A 17,571-nucleotide genomic window follows, 5' to 3' on the forward strand; every position below is an offset into this window, starting at 1 on the left:
TCTCTACCGACTCAGCGCCCGGCCGGCCGCTCGTCCCGAGAAGATGCATCCTCCGAGGAACGTGCCTTCGAGCGAGCGGTACCCGTGGACACCGCCGCCTCCGAAACCGGCGACCTCACCCGCTGCGTACAGCCCGGGGAACGGCGTGCCGTCGGGGCGCAGGACTCGCGAGTCCAGGTCGGTCTGCAACCCGCCCAACGACTTACGCGTGAGCAGGTGCAACTTCACCGCGATGAGCGGACCTGCTGCGGCGTGGCCGGACGCATCGAGCAGCTTGTGCGGCGTGGCGATCCGCGCCAGGCGGTCGCCGCGGTAGTTGCGCGCGGCGTGGATCGCCGACACGGACAGGTCCTTGCTGAAGTCGTTGTCCATCTCGCGGTCTCGCGCGACGACCAATTTCTCGACCTCGGCGGAGTCGAGCGTGACGTCGCCGAGTTTGTTCATGCCGGCGACCAGTTCGGCCACCGTGTCGGCGACGACGAAGTCGACGCCCTTCTGCTTGAAGGCCTCGATCGGACCGGGGGCGCCGGGGCGCACTCGCTCGAGCAGTTTGCGCAGATCACGACCCGTGAGATCGGGATTCTGTTCCTGGCCGGAGAGACCGAATTCCTTCTCGATGATCTTCTGGTCGAGAAGGAACCACGTGTAGTCGTGTCCCGTCGACACGATGTGTTCGAGAGTTCCGAGCGTGTCGAAGCCGGGGAACAGCGGCGCCGGTAACTGCTGACCCGATGCGTCGAGCCACAGCGACGACGGACCCGGCAGGATGCGAATGCCGTGGTTGGGCCACACGGAGTCCCAGTTGGTGATGCCCTCGGTGTAGTGCCACATGCGGTCCTCGTTGATGATGTTCCCGCCCGCGGCACGCGAAATCTCCAGCATCCGCCCGTCGACGTGCGCCGGTACGCCCGAGAGCATGTGAGAGGGGGTGCGGCCCATGCGCTTCGGCCAGTTCTTCTGCACCAGGTCCCAGTTGCCGCCGATGCCGCCGGAGGTCACCAACACCGCACCGGCACGGATCTCGAAGTCTCCGATGACGGTTCGCGAGGACGACACGCCACGGGCGACGTCGGTCGGTTCCAACACAGCGCCGCGAACACCGGTCGCGACGCCGTCGGTCACCACCACCTCGTCGACGCGGTGCCGGAAGGCGGGGACCACGCTGCCGCGGTCGATGCCCTCGCGCACAATGCGCTCGAAGATCTCGACCAGTCCCGGCCCGGTGCCCCAGGTGAGGTGGAACCGCGGCACGGAGTTGCCGTGTCCGGTGGGGCCGTAGCCGCCGCGTTCGGCCCACCCGACGACCGGGAAGATCTTCCAGCCCCGCTCGCGCAACCAGGAGCGCTTCTCCCCCGCGGCGAACGCGACGTAGGCCTCGGCCCACTGCCGTGGCCACGCGTCCTCGGGCCGGTCGAATCCTGCGGATCCCAGCCAGTCCTGCAGGGCGAGTTCGTACGAGTCCTTGACGCCGAGCCGACGCTGCTCGGGACTGTCCACCAGGAAGAGGCCACCGAACGACCAGAATGCCTGCCCGCCCAGATTCGCCTCGTTCTCCTGGTCGAGCAGGATCACGCGCTTGCCGGCCGCCACCAGTTCCGCGGTCGCGACCAGACCCGCGAGCCCTGCACCGACCACGACGACATCGCACTCTCGTATCCCCATGAGCTCACCGTATACGGCGATCCGCGTTTTCGATACCGTCGGTATCGAGCGGTACTCTTCCCGAGTGAGCACCACCGAACCGACCACCCGCCCCCCTCGCGCCGAGGTCCGCGAGCGGATCATCGCGTCCGCGATGACGGAGTTCGGTCGACGCGGGTACGCCGACGCCACCCTCGATGCCATCGCCGAGCAGGCCGGGTTCACCAAGGGCGCGGTCTACTCGAACTTCGGTTCCAAGGAAGGGCTGTTCTACGAACTGATGGACCGGCAGGTGCTCGGCCGGGCCCGGATGTCGGTCGACCTGCTCGCCGAACTCCCGTCCGACCTGCGCGATGCCCAGCGTGTGCTCAGTACCCGGCTCACCGAAGCGATCTCGAACAACCGCGACTGGCATCTGCTGTTCATGGACTACTGGTCGAGAGCGCTACGCGACCCGGAGGTGGGCGCCCGGTTCGCCGAGCACCGGGCACAACTCCGTGCGGCGGTCACCGACGCCGTCGTCAGTGTCACCGAGAGCGCCGGCGCGACTCTGCACGTGCCCGCCGAGTGGGTCACGTTCGTCATCCTGGCGCTCAGCAACGGACTCGCCGTCGAGGAACTCGCTCAGCCGGGAACGGTGCCTCCGGAACTCATGGGTGAGGTCGTCGGACGCCTCCTGCACATTCCGGAGCACGAGGACTCTCAGCGCCCCGAGTAGGTCGCCTTCACGTGCATCCGCTCGCCCTGCGGACCGAATATTCCCAGGTACTCGACGGGCCGACGGTCGGCGCTACCGAACCAGTGCGGAAGGTGCGTGTCGAATTCGGCCACCTCGCCCGGACCCAGCACCAAGTCCTTGTCTCCCAGGATGAGTCGAAGCTTCCCGTTCAGCACGTAGATCCAGTGGTACCCCTCGTGGGACCCCAACGTCGGGTTCTCCTCGTAGCGGCCTCCGGGGACGATCTGTTTGAACGCCTGTAACCCGCCCGCCCGGCGCGTCAGCGGAACGACGGTCACGCCGTTCGTCGTGACCGGCGTGAACTGCACACGCGGATCCCCCGTCTCCGGGGCGTCGACGATGTCGTCCAAGGGAACGTCGTACACCTTGGCCAACGGCAGCAGTAGCTCCAGGCTGGGCTTACGTTGTCCCGACTCGAGACGGGAGAGTGTGCTCACCGGGATGCCCGTGCGGTCGGACACCGCCGCGAGGGTCACGTCCGCCGCGATGCGCAGAGCGCGCAGGCGTGGACCGATCGCACTGATCACTCCGTCGAAGTCGTCCATGCCCCTTATTGCAGTTTCAGCAAATATGTTTGTCAAATCCGCAGACTCGGGCGCACAGTGTCCGCATGACTTCACACCACCACGTCGACGCCGACGTGATCGTCCTCGGCGGCGGGTCCGCCGGACTGTCCGCCGCACTCATGCTCGGCCGTGCCCGTAGGCGAGTCCTGGTTCTGGACAACGGAACTCCTCGCAACGCACCTGCCTCGCACATGCACGGCGTGCTGGGTCGGGACCACACCTCACCGCTCGACTACCTGAAGAACGGCCGCGCCGACCTCGAGCGGTACGACGTCACCGTCGTCGACGCCACGGTCACCGCACTCGGCGGTCACGTCGGGCACTTCACCGCGACCACTGCGGGCAGTCCGGAGGACGGTCGGAACGCGCACGACGGTCGCACCTTCTCGGCGCGGCGCATCGTGGTGACGACCGGACTCACCGATCTGCTCCCGCCCGTCGACGGTCTGGCGGAACGCTGGGGCCGGGACGTCGTGCAGTGCCCCTACTGCGACGGGTGGGAGATCCAGGATCGCCGCATCGGTGTCCTGAGCACCGGGCCGTTCAGCATCCATCACGCCTCGATGTGGCGGCAGTGGACTGAAAATCTGACCTTTTTCACCGACGGCGGACCATTGGCGGACGAGGATCGCGAGAAGTTCACCGCGCGCGGCATCGAGATCGTCGAGAAGAAGGTCACCGCGGTGCTCGCCGGGGAGGATCGACTCCGTGCGGTCGGCCTGGCAGACGGGACCGAGGTCGCGGTCGACGCTCTCGCCGTGGGGCTGCGCTTCACCGCTCGCAGTGAACTTCTCGGATCGCTCGGCCTCACCACCGTGCCGCACGCGACGGGCCTCGGCGACGTCGTCGAGGTCGACTCCTTCGGAGCCACCACCGTGGCGGGAGTGTGGGCGGCGGGCAACGTCACCGACCCGTCGGCCACGGTCATCGCCTCCACCGCGCAGGGAGCCCTCGCCGGCGCTCATGTGAACGCGAACCTCATCGCCGAGGAGTTCGACCAGGCGGTCCAGGCAGGGCGACCCCGTCCGGCGCTGGACGGGCAGTTCTGGGACGAGTTGTACCGCGAGTCGGACAAGCGGTGGAGCGGCAATCCCAACCCGACGCTGGTCCAGTACGCGGAGCACCTCTCCCCCGGACGTGCCGTCGACGTCGGATCGGGTGAGGGCGCCGACGCGGTATGGCTGGCCGAGCGGGGCTGGACCGTCACGGGAGTCGACATCTCCGAGGTCGCCGTCGAGCGGGCACGCGGACTGCACGACGGTGTGACGTGGCTGGCACAGGACCTGCTGACCGATCCGCTGCCGCCGCACTCCACGGATCTGCTGACGCTGCACTACTTCGGCATCCTGCGGGACGGGCCGGCGGACGGGCTCGCGCGCCTCGTCGACACCGTCGCGCCCGGCGGCACGCTGCTCATGGTCGGCCACACCCCGTCGCCCGGACACCGCTGGGCAGGGTTCGATCCCACCGACTTCCACAGTCCCTCCACGGTCGCTCAGTCCCTGGACCCCGCCGAATGGACGATCGTGGTCGACGAGACGCGTCCGCGGTCGGCACCGCAGGCCCCCGGTACCCCGCACATCGACGACGACATCCTCGTGGCGGTCCGTACGACCGGTTAACGTGTGCAGCCATGATCCCGGCTTCGACACTCCGCGCTCGTTTCGCTGCCGCCCTCTCCGACATGTACGGGCGGGAGGTTCCCGCGTATCGGACGTTGGTCGATGTCGCGTCGGCGGTCAACGGTGACGTGATCGCACGCGATGGTGCCGAGGCCGAGCGCCTCGGCACCATCGACCGCGTCACGGCGGAGCGACACGGTGCCATCCGAGTCGGCACTGTCGACGAGATGCGTGCCGTCGCAGTGTTGTTCGGTGGGTTCGGCATGCATCCGGTGGGCTTCTACGATCTTCGGGACGCGGCCACTCCGATTCCGGTCGTGTCCACCTCATTCCGACCCGTCGATCCGACAGAGCTCGCACGCAACCCGTTCCGGGTGTTCTGCTCGATGCTCGTCGTCGACGACAGGCGCTTCTTCTCCCCGGACCTGCAGTCGCGGCTGTCCCGGTCGCTGGCCGCACGGACGCTGTTCCCACCCGACCTGCTGACTCTTGCGGCCCGCGCCGCCGCGGACGGCGGCCTACCGGAACCCGACGCGTCCGTTCTGGTGCAGGGCGCCGTCTCCGTGTTCGAACTGGGAACGGATCCCGTCGATCGCGCCTGGTACGACGAGCTCGAGGCGGTGTCGTCGGTGGCAGCCGACATCGGCGGTGTGTCGTCCACCCACATCAATCACCTGACTCCACGGGTGCTCGACATCGACGAGTTGTACCGCAGGATGAGCGATCGAGGCATCGAGATGATCGACCGCATACAGGGGCCGCCGCGGTGGGACGGACCGCCGATCCTCCTGCGACAGACATCGTTCCGTGCATTGGCCGAGCCACGATACTTCCGCGACGAGACGGGATCCACCTACTCGGACCGACTGCGGGTGCGTTTCGGCGAGGTCGAGGCCCGCGGCGTCGCGCTGACCCGACGCGGCCGCGAGGTCTACGACAGCGCCATGGTCGCGGTCGACGGACTCGGTGACGACCAGGCCGCGACGGAATGGGCTCGACACTTCCCGAGCACCGACCGTGAGATGCACGATCGTGGGCTCGCCTACTACGTCGACGAGAACGGCGCGTTGGAGCCGATCGTGTACGAGGACTTCCTCCCCGCGTCGGCGGCAGGGATCTTCCGTTCCAACCTCACCTCGGACGGCGCCGTCGACACGGACGTGGAGGGGACGGTGTGGACCGCGGACTCCCTGGCCGGCGCTCTAGGGATGCCGGTCGTCGATCCGTACGACCTCTACGACGCCCGAGTGTCAGGCCACGGCGGATCGTGAGCGCGGAACCCATTCGTACTTGGCCGACGTCGCGCCGTGGAAGCGTGCGAGGTCGACCGCGTCGAGCATCGCCGACCGTGGGCCGGGTCTCCCCAGCTGCTTGGCGCTGACGGACAGCCTCACGACGCCTCCGCGGCGCGCCGTGCGTCCGGCACCCATGACGAGCGCTCGGCACCACCACGGCTCGCTCGATCCGGGCTCCCACACGTATCCACCGGTTCCGGTTCCGAAGCCCTCGCCGATACCGTGGACGCGCCCCCGCACGACGGTTCCTCGTTCGAGGTCCTGGATCCCGCCGAGACCGGCACAGACTCGGAACCCGACGGTCGGAAGAGCCGAGATCGCGCCGGGTGATGCCACCCACCGGGGCGGCGCGAACACCCGGGTGCGCATGCCGATCTCCTCCATGACGCGGTCCGCGGCGCGCAACCTCAACTGCGCTTCGTGCGCGGGAAGAGTGGCGAATTCGGCGCGACGCCGCTTGGTCGCGGCCTGGTCGTACCCGTGCAGCACCACGGCGTCGCCGTGATCGCGTCGTTCTCTGAGCCAGTCCTGCGTCGGGGCGTCGCGGGTCAGGCGGTACTTGTCCTTGAGCCGCGGTGCGACCAGCAGTGACAGGTCGACGTCGCGTCGGTCCATCTCTTCCGCGAACGCTGCTGCGGCGTCACGGGTTTCGTCGCGGATTCCCGATACGGACACGATCAGGCGTGCACTCATGAAAGAACCGTCGCACACCGAGGTGTACGACGGTTCGTCGATCACGTGAACGCGAGCTGAAGACTCGACTCAGAGCGTGGAGACCGGGAGCACCTTGTCGATGGCGGCCAACACCTCGGGAGCATCGGGCTCGGTGCGGGGACGGAACCGGCCCACGACCTCGCCGTCGGGCGAGACGAGGAACTTCTCGAAGTTCCACTGGATGTCACCGGCAGTGCCGTCGGCGTCGGGTGCCTGCGTCAGGATCTCGTACAGCGGGTGCCGATCGGACCCGTTGACGTCGACCTTCTCCATCAGGGGAAAGGTGACGCCGTAGGTGGTCGAGCAGAAGGTCTCGATCTCCTCGGCCGATCCGGGTTCCTGGCCACCGAACTGGTTGCACGGAACGCCGACGACCGAGAGTCCCCGCTCGGAGTACTCCTTCGCCAGCTTCTCGAGGGCGGTGTACTGGGGGGTCAGGCCACATTTCGAGGCCACGTTGACCACCAGCACAGCGCGACCCCGGTACTCCTCCAGGGAGGTCGGAGCGCCGCCGAGAGTGTTGATGCCGACGTTCTGCAGATCTGTCATGGGCTCACAGTACCGGCCGGTAACCAGTGAGCACTACACCGACGACAGTTCCCGCCGACAGTATGTCGGCGGGAACCGTGGACGTGAGTGCCTCGGCAGGAGGCCTGTGTCAGGCCTGCGTCTTGACCATGTCGGGCTTGGCCTCGGGGTCGCGGGCCTCTCCGTGTCCGTCGTCGACCATGGTGGTCTCGTCGAAGGGGATCTTGCCGGAGAGGACTTCCTTGACCCGCTCGTTGTCGATGGTCTTGGTCCAGGTGCCGACCAGCATCGTGGCGACGGCGTTACCGGAGAAGTTGGTCACCGCGCGGGCTTCGGACATGAACCGGTCGATGCCGACGATGAGGCCGATGCCGTCGAGCAGTTCGGGGCGGTGGCTCTGCAGTCCGCCGGCCAGGGTGGCCAGGCCTGCACCGGAGACGCCGGCCGCACCCTTGGAGGCGACGATCATGAACAGCAGGAGCGAGACCTGCTCGCCGATTCCGAGCGGGTTGCCCATGGCGTCGGCGATGAAGATCGAGGCCATCGTCAGGTAGATCGCAGTGCCGTCGAGGTTGAACGAGTAACCGGTGGGGACGACGACGCCGACCGTGGTGCGCTCGACTCCCACGTGCTCCATCTTGGCGATGAGGCGGGGCAGAGCCGACTCGGAGGACGAGGTGGCGACGATGAGCAGGTACTCGCGGGCCAGGTACTTGACCAGCTTGAAGATCGAGACGCCGGAGACGAAGCGCAGGATCGTGCCGAGGACGCCGAAGACGAAGATGGTGCAGGTCAGGTAGAAGGCCAGCATCAGGGTGGCGAGCTGGATGACGGCGTCGAAGCCGGTGTCACCGACGACCTTGGCGATGGCGCCGAAGGCACCGATCGGGGCGAGCCACAGGATGCCGGCGAGGATGCGGAAGACCAGCTTCTGGATCAGGCCGATGCCGCGGAGGATCGGTTCGCCCGTCTTGCCCATGGCCTGCACGGCGAAGCCGACGAGCAGTGCGACGAACAGGGTCTGCAGGACGCTGCCCGCGGTCAGCGAGGACAGCAGCGACGTCGGGATGATGCCCTGGAAGAACTCCAATGTTCCGCCGCCCGCGTGGGCCTGGTCGGCGTACTTGGCACCGGCATCGGAATCGGCCGGGATGTTCAGTCCCGATCCCGGCTGGATGAGGTTGCCGACGACCATGCCGATGGCGAGAGCGAAGGTCGACATCGCGATGAAGTAGCCGAGGGCCAGGCCACCGACCTTGCCGACGCTGGCGGCTGCCTTGACCGATCCGATGCCCAGCACGATGGTGCAGAAGATGACCGGGCTGATCATCATCTTGATCAGCGAGACGAACATCGTCCCGAGAACGCCGAGGCTGGATCCGAGATCCGGAGCCACGAGGCCGACGATCACGCCGCCGACGACGGCGATGATCACGGCGATGTAGAGCCAGTGGGTCTTGTCGCGCTTCTTCTTGGGCGGCGGTGTGGAGTCGTACGGTTCAGCGTCGATGCTGGCGGTCATGGTTGTCCTTACGATCGTGGCGTGAGGTGGATCACGCTTGTCTGACTGGAATGGTGGTCCATGATCGTGACTCGAGTCACGTATTAGTTCGTTTCGTTCATGTGTAGTGCAGTCACGCACATCACGCGGGCAGAACAGTCGATCCCGGAGGCATCGTTGACCAGCACGAACACCCGTCGCGGCCGCAGCGTCGCTCGCCAGCTGTTTCTCGGACAGCTCGCCGTGGTGGTGCTGCTGGTGACGCTCGGCGGCGCCGCGGCCCTGGTCGACGCGCGCCGAGACAGCGACGACGGGATCCGCCGCGAGGTCGTCGACATCGCCGTCTCCGTCGCCACCGCACCCTCGACCGTCGACGCGCTCGAGTCCGCCGATCCGACGGCGATGCTGCAGCCGGTCACCGAACGCGTGCGCCGATCGACGGGCATGGATTTCATCGTCGTCATGGCGCCCGACCGCACCCGCTTCACCCACACGACCACGGAACTGATCGGCGGGAAGTTCACCGGCAACATCGACGAGGCGCTCGCGGGCGCCACGTTCACCGAGACCTATCGGGGCTCGCTGGGGCCGTCTATCCGGGCGGTGACTCCGGTCCTCGACGGTGACCGTGTCGTGGGGCTGGTCTCGGCCGGCGTCACGCGAGCGAAGATCTCCGACCAGTTCGTCGCCGGGCTTCCCGCGGTCGGCGGCATCATCGCGGCGGCGCTGGCCGTGGCGATCGCGGCCAGCTACCTCCTCAATCGGCGCCTGAACAGCCAGACGCTCGGATTGGCCCCCGACGAGCTGCGGAGCATGTACGACCACCACGATGCCGTTCTGCACTCCATCGGCGAGGGCCTGGTGGTGTGGGGCGACGGCCCCGAAGCGGAGCTCGTCAACGACGAGGCGCGGAGGCTGCTCGACCTCCCCGACGGGGCCGTGACCCGAGACATGCTTCCGGAGTCGTTACGTCGCCTCGGCGAGGACACGGTGCGCGACGAGATGCACCTCACGTCGACCCGGGTGCTGGTGGTGGCGCAGGATCCCGTGCTCCGCGGGTCGCGCCGCCTCGGCACGGTCACGGTGATGCGTGATCACACCGAACTCCAACGGGTGCTCGGCGAACTCGACTCGATGACGTCGTTCGCGGAATCGCTCCGCTCGCAGGCGCACGAGTCGGCGAACCGTCTGCACACCGTCATCACGATGGTCGAGCTGGGCCGCACCGAGCAGGCCGTCGAGTTCGCGACGCAGGAACTCGCCTTGTCGCAGAACCTCATCGACCGGCTCATGAGCACGGTGCAGGAGCCGGCAGTCGCGGCACTGCTGCTGGGCAAGGTGAGCCAGGCAGCCGAGCAGGGCGTCGAACTGACCGTCACGGAGGACACTGCGCTGACCGACACCGCGGCGTTCGACCGACGCGAATTGGTCACTCTCGCCGGAAATCTGATGGACAATGCCATCGATGCTGCAAAACAATCGGACGACCCGTGGGTGGAGGTGACCGTGCGCGAGAGCGAGACGGACCTCGTGATCCAGGTGGCGGACAGCGGACCCGGAATGGACGCCGAGGCGCTGGCCAAGGCCCGCACGCGTGGCTACTCCACGAAGTCCGGATCCCGCGGGCTCGGGCTCGCGCTGGTCTCCCAGGTCATCCATCGCCACCACGGAACCCTGACGTCGGAGAGGACGTACGGTTCGGTGGTCACCGCCACCATCCCGCTCCATGCGGTCCGCGAGGCGTCGACACCGCATGAGTGAGAACATGATCCGCGTTCTCATCGTCGAGGACGAGCCACTCATCGCCGAAGCGCACGCGAGCTACGTGGGCAGAGTTCCCGGTTTCGTCGCGGCCGGGGTCGCACACACCGCCGCCGCGGCGATGCGTGCGGCGGCCAAAGCCATCGCCGACGGCTCCCCGTTCGACCTGGTCCTCCTCGACATCGGGCTGCCGGACGCCAACGGGATCGACGTCGCGGCCGCTCTCGGCGGGCTCCGGCCCGGTCCCGACGTCATCGCCATCACCTCCGAACGCGATCTCGCGATCGTCCGGAGCGCGGTCGCGCACGGCGTGGTGCTGTACCTGCTCAAGCCGTTCACCTTCGCGGCGTTCCGCGACAAGCTCGAACGGTACAGCGAGTTCCGCACCGCTCTGCGGGACGGTGAATCCGCGGTCAGTCAGCGCGACATTGACCGTGCGATGGCGTCGCTCCGCACTGCCGACGAACGCGCGGCCTCCCCCAAAGGCATTGCTCCCCAGACTCTCACCGAGATCTCGAACAGCGTACGGGCGCAGCCCGACGGGCTGGGAGCCTCCGAGGCCGCCAAGGCCGTCGGTGTGTCCCGCGTGACGGCGTGGCGCTACCTCGAGCGCCTCGCCGACGACGGTCTGGTGGACCGGCACACCGAGTACGGCAAGGCCGGCCGGCCCCAGGTGCGGTACCGCTGGCGCTAGCCGGTCGAGACGGGAACCGTGCGCGTCAGGAACGCCACCTGGTCGGCCACGACCCGCTCGAACCCCTCCCCGACGTAGATGTCGAAGTGCCCGTACGGGTACACCTCGATCTGCCCCCGGGGTGCCTTCGCCGCATGTCGCAGAGTCGCTTTCGTGGGCGCCACCGTGTCGGGATCGCACACGCAGAACAGCACCGGCGCGGTGATGCGCTTCGCCGCACGCCCCGGGAAGTAGCGGGTGATGGCGAGCGCGAACCGCGCCGCGACCTCGTTGGAGAAGGTGGACCCGTCCGGCTGTAGAGCGAGGTAGCCGCTCAGCGCATCGGGACTGGCCATCAGAGCGGTTCCGCGGTGCTCCGCGGCCAACGCCACCATCACCGGTGGCTTGCCGCGGAGCGAGCCCAGGACGTCGCGCAGGGCGAGCGGGGTGATCTTGAGAGTGGTGACCAGAGGTGTCGCCCTCGCGGATGCCAGACCGTCCGTGAACGGGCACTGCGAGACGACCGCGGCGATCCCGCCGTCGCGCGCCGCCGCCTCGAGGACGTGCCCGCCTCCGAACGACGAGCCCCACAGGATGATCCGCGCGGGATCGATCCGATCGAGGGAACGGGCATACGCGATCGCGGCCGCCCAGTCGTCCAGCTGCCGGCCGATGTCGAGCAGCTGGCGCGGCTCGCCGCCGCTTCCTCCGAAGTGCCGGTAGTCGAAGACCAGGCATGCGTAGCCCGCCTCGGTGAAACGCTCCGCGAACGCGTCGAGTCGCATCTCGCGGACTCCGCCCAGACCGTGACCGAGAACGATGATCGGTTGGTTCGGTGATGCGTTCTCGGGCCGGTACAACCATGCGGCGCACGTGGTCCCGTCGGACGAGAACTCGACATCACTACGACTGCTCACGGCGGTTCTCCTCGGGATCGGCACGCCGGACGCGGCGCGAAACCCCGGCGGCTTACCCTGCCGCACCGACCTCCGCGGGCGCAATGGCTCCTGTACGTTCCACAACCCAGGCGTACTCGAAGGCGATTTCTTTCCATTTTTCGTACCGGCCGCTCACGCCTCCGTGACCCGCACTCATCTCCGTCTTCAACAGGATGGGCTCGGACCCGGTGTTCTTCACGCGCAGCGCCGCGATCCACTTCGCCGGCTCGACGTAGAGGACACGGGTGTCGTTGATCGACGTGATCGCCAGGATCGCCGGGTAGGCCTTCTCCTCCACGTTCTCGTAGGGGCTGTACGACTTCATGTAGTCGTAGACGTCCTTGTTCTCCAACGGGTTTCCCCACTCGTCCCACTCGATGACGGTGAGCGGCAGCGACGGATCGAGAATGGACGTCAGCGGATCCACGAACGGCACGTTGGCCAGGATCCCGGCAAAGAGTTCGGGCGCCAGATTGGCGACGGCACCCATCAGCAGACCGCCCGCGCTGCCACCGTCGGCCACCATCCGATCGGCTGTGGTGACGCCGGTGTCGACGAGATGGCGTGCGCACGCGACGAAGTCGGTGAACGTGTTCTTCTTGTTCAGCATCTTGCCGTCCTCGTACCACAGACGACCCAACTCACCGCCGCCGCGGACGTGGGCGATGACGAAGACGATGCCCCGATCGAGCAGGGAAAGCCTCGACACCGAGAACCCGGGATCCATACTGGCTTCGTAGGATCCGTAGCCGTACAGCAGGGTGGGTGCCGGTCCCTCGACGTCGACACGCTTGATCACCGACAGCGGCACCTCGGTGCCGTCCTCGGCCGTCGCCCATTCCCGCGACTGCGTGTACCGGGCCGGATCGAAGTCTCCGAGGACCGGCTGCGACTTGCGCAGGATCCGCTCGCCCGTCGCGAGGTCGTAGTCGTACACCCGCGACGGCGTGATGAAGGACGTGTACCCGAAGCGCAGCAGCGGTGCGTCCCACTCCGGATTCGACCCGAGACCCACGGAGAACAGTTCCTCGTCGAATTCGAGTTCGTGGCGCTCACCGAACCCGTCGTCGTCGAGGTGCCACAACGCCATGCGCGGCACGGCGTCCCGACGGTAGGAGAGCACGAGGTGTCGCCCGAACGCGTCCACGTCCTCGAGTCGGACATCGTCGCGGTGCTCGATCAGGATCGTCATCGCGGACGGGTCCTCGACAGGCGCATCGGCGAGAACGAAGTTCTCGGCCTTCACCCCGTCGACGACGTCGTTGTGCAGGATCAGGAAGCGGTCCTGTCCGCCGACCACCGCGTGCTCGGCGCTGTACTCGACACCGTCACGACGCGGCAGGATCACCGTGAACTCACCGGTGGGGTCGTGAGCATCGAGGTACCAGCCCTCCGTGGTGACCTTCGACCCCACCCAGATCATCAGGTACTTCTCGCTGCGCGTTTCACCGAAGCTGACCCAGTACGACTCGTCGGGCTCGTGGAAGATCACCACGTCCTCGGTCGTCGGGGTGCCGATCCGGTGCCGCCACACCTTGTCGGGGCGCCACGACTCGTCGACCGTCTGATAGAAGAGGTACTGCTGATCGGCGGACCAGGTGGCGCCGGGTGCCGTCTGTGCGATCTCGTCCGGGAACAGGTCACCGGTGCGGAGATCCTTGATGCGCAGCGTGTACCGCTCGTCCCCCTCGGTGTCGACGGAGTAGGCGAGCAGATGCCCGTCCTCGCTCAGCGAGAACGCACCGATGGAGAAGAACTCGTGACCCTCGGCGAGGATGTTCGCGTCGAGCACAACTTCCTCGCCCGGCACGTCGACGCCGGCGTCGAGCGACGGAGGCGTCCAGTCGACGGGCGAGGCGACCGGGCACCGGCACTGCATGCCGTAACTCTTGCCCTCGAGCGTGCGACCGTAATACCACCACTGCCCGCGACGCGTCGGTACCGAGAGATCGGTTTCTTGCGTCCGCGACTTGATCTCGTCGAAGATTCTCTCGCGCAACGGCTTCAGGTGGGCGGTCTGCGCCTCGGTGTAGGCGTTCTCGGCCTCGAGGTACGCGACGACCTCGGGATCGGTCTTCTCGCGCAGCCACTCGTACTCGTCGACGACCACATCGCCGTGATGCGTGCGCGTCGTGGGCACCGTCTTCGCGATCGGTGCCATGGGCCCGTTGGGGGAGGTCGAGCCGTTCAGGGAAATCGAGTCGGTCACGGGGTCACCCAATCGTCGAAGGAAAGTCCCGAGATGCGTTCGTACGCATCGATGTAGCGGGCACGAGTACGGTCCACGATGCTCGGCGGCAGTGGCGGCGGAGCGTCGTCACCGTGCCGGTCCCACCCCGACTCCCCCGTGAGCCAGTCGCGGACGAACTGCTTGTCGAAGCTGGGCTGGACCCGACCCTCGGTGTAGCCGTCGAGCGGCCAGTACCGGGAGGAGTCCGGAGTGAGGACCTCGTCGGCGAGCACGAGTTCGCCGTCGGAGTCGAGACCGAACTCGAACTTCGTGTCGGCGAGGATGATTCCTCGACCGGCCGCGAATTCGGCGGCGCGCGAGTAGATCTCGAGTGTCGCGCTGCGCAGCTTCTCCGCGGTGCCGGCTCCGACCGTCCGGACCACCGCATCGAAGTGGATGTTCTCGTCGTGGTCACCGATCTCGGCCTTGCTGGCCGGCGTGAAAATGGGCTCGGGAAGCTTGCTCGCCTCGGTCAGACCGTCGGGCAATGCGACTCCGCACACGGATCCGGTGGCGCGGTAGTCGATCAATCCCGATCCCGTCAGGTACCCACGGGCCACGCATTCGACGGGCGCCATGGTCAGGGCTCGGACGACGAGTGCCCGGCCCAGGACTTCCTGCGGAATGCGGGGGTCGTCTGCGTCGCCCGCGAGGTGATCTCGAACGCCGAGCTGCGCGAAGAAGAACACGCTCATGGCGGTCAACACCCGCCCCTTGTCGGGAATCGGCGTCGACAACACGTGGTCGTAGGCGGAGATCCGGTCGCTGGCCACCAGGAGGAGGTGCTCGTCGTCGATCCGGTACAGATCGCGAACCTTACCGGCGGCCAGGTGTGGGTACTGGGAAAGAGAAGGGCGCACGTCGATCGAGCGTAGTCGTGCCGGGATCCGCCGTGGTGGCGGTATCTGGCAGTCTACGAAGGGAGCCTCGGTAGCGAGGCGAACGAAGGAGTGTGGCGGTGACGACGACGGACAGGGTGCAGGTCGGATTCCGGTCCGAACGCGGGCCGATCCTCGCTGCCCTCATGCTGTGCAACTCGCTGGTCGCGCTGGACTCGACGATCATCGCGACGTCGGTTCTGACCATCGTCGACGACCTGGGCGGCTTCTCGCAGTTCCCGTGGCTGTTCTCGGTGTATCTGCTCGCGCAGGCGGTCACCGTTCCGATCTACGGCAAGCTGGCCGACCTGTTCGGCCGCAAGCGGCTGGTGTTGTTCGGGATCGCGGTCTTCGCCGTCGGATCGGTGCTGTGCGGTCTGGCCTGGAGCATGCCCGCGCTGATCGTCGCCCGCGCGATCCAGGGAATAGGTGCCGGCGCGATCCAGCCGATGGTCCAGACGATCGCCGGCGACATCTACACGGTGCGCGAGCGCGCCAAGGCCCAGGGCTATCTCGCCAGCGTGTGGGCGATGTCCTCCATCGTCGGTCCGACGCTCGGCGGACTGTTCTCCGAGTACCTGTCGTGGCGGTGGATCTTCTTCGTCAACATTCCGCTGTGCGCCGTCGCGGCCGTGATGTTGATGCGCAAGTTCGACGAGAAGCCCACGGAGGCGCGCACACGAGGAGGCATCGACTACACGGGTGCGGCTCTGCTGACGGTCGGCGCCGGCGCCGTGATCCTGGGGTTGCTCGAGGGTGGCCAGTCGTGGGCGTGGAACTCCCCGACGTCCGTGGCGGTGTTCGTCCTCGGTGCCGCCTGCCTCGGGGTCTTCGTCCTGGTGGAACGCCGCGTCGAGACACCGATCCTGCCCCTGTGGGTGCTGACGCGCCGCGTCCTGGTCGCCACCAGCGCGGTCGGCGCGGTGATCGGTTCCATCGTCCTGACCCTGACCACGTACGTTCCGACGTTCGTCCAGGGCGTCCTCGGCTTCGGAGCGTTGGCCGGTGGTTTCACGCTGGCGCCGCTGCTGTTGTCCTGGCCGTTGATGTCGTCGCAGTCCGGCCGGCTCTACCTACGCATCGGCTTCCGTCGCACCGCCGTGATCGGCGCGTGCATCGTCGTGGTGGGGGCGGTCCTGACACTGGGGTGGACCGAGACGTCGCCCATCTGGCAGATCTGCCTCGGCGCATTGGTGATCGGAGCCGGGATGGGCCTGGTGGCCAGCCCCGCGCTGATCGCGGCGCAGTCGAGCGTCGACTGGTCCGACAGGGGCGTCGTCACCTCGACCAACACGTTCGCGCGGTCGATCGGGAGCGCTGTCGGAATCGCGGTGTGCGGCGCCATCGTCAATGCCAACGTGGGTGCAGAACCGTCACCGGCAGATCTTGCCGACGCCATCCACCTGGTCTTCTACACCGTCGTCGCGGGCGCCGTCCTGATGCTGGTGGCCGCGTTCGCGATGCCGCCGATGTCCGGTCAGAGTCCGACGCGCTCGAGCAGTGCTTCGAATTCTTCCTGAGCCTGCGCCTCGGTCTTGCCCTCGCGGAGCGCGCGGCGGTAGCCGGCCAGAGCCATCGCCTCGTAGCGGCGGTAGGAGGCCAGCCATTCCTCGGCCTTTTCCCGCCAGTAACCGATGACCGAACACTGGCGGGTCGTGAATCCCCACTGCTTGCGGACGTGCGAGCGCACCGAGCGGGACGAGCGTGCCTCACCGGCGAACCACAGGTATCCGACGCCGTCGGGACGATCGAAGGACGCCACCGCGTCGGGGAGAACGCTGGGGGTCAGCCCGTTGCCGGTGCCGATCCGCCACTCGACCGTGACGTCGCTGTCGACGGCGAGTTCCTGGACGTCGGCTCCGTCCAGAACTTCGAGGATCACGTGAGTACGCAGCCCCGGCCGACGGGTCTCGAGTGCACGCGCGACGGCGGGCAGCCCTGTCTGGTCGGCGACGAGCACCTGCCAGTCGGTGTTCTCGGGGCAGCAGTACCAACTCCGCGGACGCGAGAGCACCACGCTGTGCCCCGGCTGCACCGACCGTGCCCAGGACGAGGCCACTCCGGTCTCGTGCAGCACGAAGTCGACGGTCACCGTGGAGTCGTCGCGGGTACGCACCGTGTAGTTGCGGCACTCGGGACGCGTCGCCACGTCGTGGTAGCCCCAGGTCCCACCGACAAGGGTCATCGGAGGAAGTGTCGCGTCGACCGAGGAGGGAAAGTGGACGGTCACGCATTCGTCCGGTGCGTCCAGCCCGACGTAGTAGCGGAGAGAAGGTCCGCCGAACACCACGCGCACGAGGTTGGGGGACAACCTGCTCACCGACTGGACCGTCGCGGCGTAGAAGCCCGGCTCGACGATGGAGTCCGCGTCGATCTCGAACGCCGTGGACATCGCAACCCCCTCGCCTGGACTCCGATCCCTGCGGAATCGATCTGTAAGGCGAGCCTAACCATCGTTCAGCGAGAGCGCAATGGTCTCACCGAG

At 67.4% G+C, this 17,571-nt stretch carries 15 protein-coding genes; 6 read left to right on the top strand and 9 right to left on the bottom strand.

Features of this window, described 5'->3' with window-relative positions:
* Positions 1–3 precede the first annotated feature (3 nt).
* Positions 4–1,662 carry an FAD-binding dehydrogenase gene (locus tag ASG64_RS04790; protein WP_056070481.1) on the bottom strand — a complete coding sequence of 553 codons (1,659 nt, stop codon included), beginning with the start codon at positions 1,660–1,662 and terminating at the stop codon, positions 4–6.
* 64 nt (positions 1,663–1,726) lie between these two features.
* Here ASG64_RS04790 and ASG64_RS04795 point away from each other — a divergent pair, with 64 nt between their 5' ends.
* Complete coding sequence (locus tag ASG64_RS04795) at positions 1,727–2,359, top strand: TetR/AcrR family transcriptional regulator (RefSeq protein WP_056070484.1); 633 nt, start codon at positions 1,727–1,729, stop codon at positions 2,357–2,359.
* Here the strand turns inward: ASG64_RS04795 and ASG64_RS04800 are convergent.
* Positions 2,344–2,925, bottom strand: coding sequence for a helix-turn-helix domain-containing protein (locus tag ASG64_RS04800; RefSeq protein ID WP_042574502.1), 582 nt, complete (start codon positions 2,923–2,925; stop codon positions 2,344–2,346). The genes ASG64_RS04795 and ASG64_RS04800 overlap by 16 nt on opposite strands.
* Before the next feature lie 65 nt (positions 2,926–2,990).
* On the opposite strand from ASG64_RS04800, the gene ASG64_RS04805 reads away from it, so the two are divergent.
* Together ASG64_RS04805 and hglS are read left to right on the top strand one after the other, a co-directional pair.
* Positions 2,991–4,568: a bifunctional NAD(P)/FAD-dependent oxidoreductase/class I SAM-dependent methyltransferase gene (locus ASG64_RS04805; protein WP_056070487.1), complete on the top strand. Its 1,578-nt coding sequence runs from the start codon at positions 2,991–2,993 to the stop codon at positions 4,566–4,568.
* Between the two features lie 11 nt (positions 4,569–4,579).
* The gene (gene hglS / locus ASG64_RS04810) at positions 4,580–5,839 is read left to right on the top strand and encodes a 2-oxoadipate dioxygenase/decarboxylase (RefSeq protein WP_056070488.1); all 1,260 of its coding nucleotides are present in this window, start codon (positions 4,580–4,582) and stop codon (positions 5,837–5,839) included.
* Here hglS and ASG64_RS04815 read toward each other — a convergent pair.
* The 3 genes from ASG64_RS04815 to ASG64_RS04825 form a co-directional block, all read right to left on the bottom strand.
* Positions 5,819–6,556, bottom strand: a complete 738-nt coding sequence (locus tag ASG64_RS04815) for a DUF2334 domain-containing protein (RefSeq protein ID WP_042574570.1) — start codon at positions 6,554–6,556, stop codon at positions 5,819–5,821. The genes hglS and ASG64_RS04815 overlap by 21 nt on opposite strands.
* 69 nt (positions 6,557–6,625) lie before the next feature.
* The gene (locus ASG64_RS04820) at positions 6,626–7,126 is read right to left on the bottom strand and encodes a glutathione peroxidase (RefSeq protein ID WP_042574499.1); all 501 of its coding nucleotides are present in this window, start codon (positions 7,124–7,126) and stop codon (positions 6,626–6,628) included.
* Between the two features lie 109 nt (positions 7,127–7,235).
* The gene (locus ASG64_RS04825; RefSeq protein ID WP_042574498.1) at positions 7,236–8,627 is read right to left on the bottom strand and encodes a cation:dicarboxylate symporter family transporter; all 1,392 of its coding nucleotides are present in this window, start codon (positions 8,625–8,627) and stop codon (positions 7,236–7,238) included.
* A 156-nt stretch (positions 8,628–8,783) separates the two neighbouring features.
* Here ASG64_RS04825 and ASG64_RS04830 point away from each other — a divergent pair, with 156 nt between their 5' ends.
* Together ASG64_RS04830 and ASG64_RS04835 are read left to right on the top strand one after the other, a co-directional pair.
* Positions 8,784–10,367: a sensor histidine kinase gene (locus tag ASG64_RS04830; protein WP_056072694.1), complete on the top strand. Its 1,584-nt coding sequence runs from the start codon at positions 8,784–8,786 to the stop codon at positions 10,365–10,367.
* A 4-nt stretch (positions 10,368–10,371) separates the two neighbouring features.
* Positions 10,372–11,061, top strand: a complete 690-nt coding sequence (locus ASG64_RS04835) for a response regulator (protein ID WP_056072697.1) — start codon at positions 10,372–10,374, stop codon at positions 11,059–11,061.
* Here the strand turns inward: ASG64_RS04835 and ASG64_RS04840 are convergent.
* The 3 genes from ASG64_RS04840 to ASG64_RS04850 are packed head-to-tail and all read right to left on the bottom strand — an operon-like array spanning position 11,058 to position 15,068.
* Entirely contained in the window at positions 11,058–11,957 is a 900-nt protein-coding gene (locus ASG64_RS04840; RefSeq protein ID WP_235579485.1) for an alpha/beta hydrolase, read from the bottom strand. The genes ASG64_RS04835 and ASG64_RS04840 overlap by 4 nt on opposite strands.
* A 52-nt stretch (positions 11,958–12,009) precedes the next feature.
* Complete coding sequence (locus tag ASG64_RS04845; protein WP_056072706.1) at positions 12,010–14,139, bottom strand: S9 family peptidase; 2,130 nt, start codon at positions 14,137–14,139, stop codon at positions 12,010–12,012.
* Between the two features lie 44 nt (positions 14,140–14,183).
* Positions 14,184–15,068, bottom strand: a complete 885-nt coding sequence (locus ASG64_RS04850; RefSeq protein WP_056070491.1) for a phosphoribosylaminoimidazolesuccinocarboxamide synthase — start codon at positions 15,066–15,068, stop codon at positions 14,184–14,186.
* 98 nt (positions 15,069–15,166) lie between these two features.
* On the opposite strand from ASG64_RS04850, the gene ASG64_RS04855 reads away from it, so the two are divergent.
* On the top strand, positions 15,167–16,606 hold the full coding sequence (locus ASG64_RS04855; RefSeq protein ID WP_056072708.1) for an MDR family MFS transporter: 1,440 nt from the start codon (positions 15,167–15,169) through the stop codon (positions 16,604–16,606).
* Here ASG64_RS04855 and ASG64_RS04860 read toward each other — a convergent pair.
* Positions 16,564–17,478: a siderophore-interacting protein gene (locus tag ASG64_RS04860; RefSeq protein ID WP_056070492.1), complete on the bottom strand. Its 915-nt coding sequence runs from the start codon at positions 17,476–17,478 to the stop codon at positions 16,564–16,566. The two genes, ASG64_RS04855 and ASG64_RS04860, sit on opposite strands and share 43 nt — an antisense overlap.
* Between the last annotated feature and the right edge of the window lie 93 nt (positions 17,479–17,571).

Source organism: Rhodococcus sp. Leaf247 (assembly GCF_001426185.1).
Classification (GTDB): domain Bacteria; phylum Actinomycetota; class Actinomycetes; order Mycobacteriales; family Mycobacteriaceae; genus Rhodococcoides.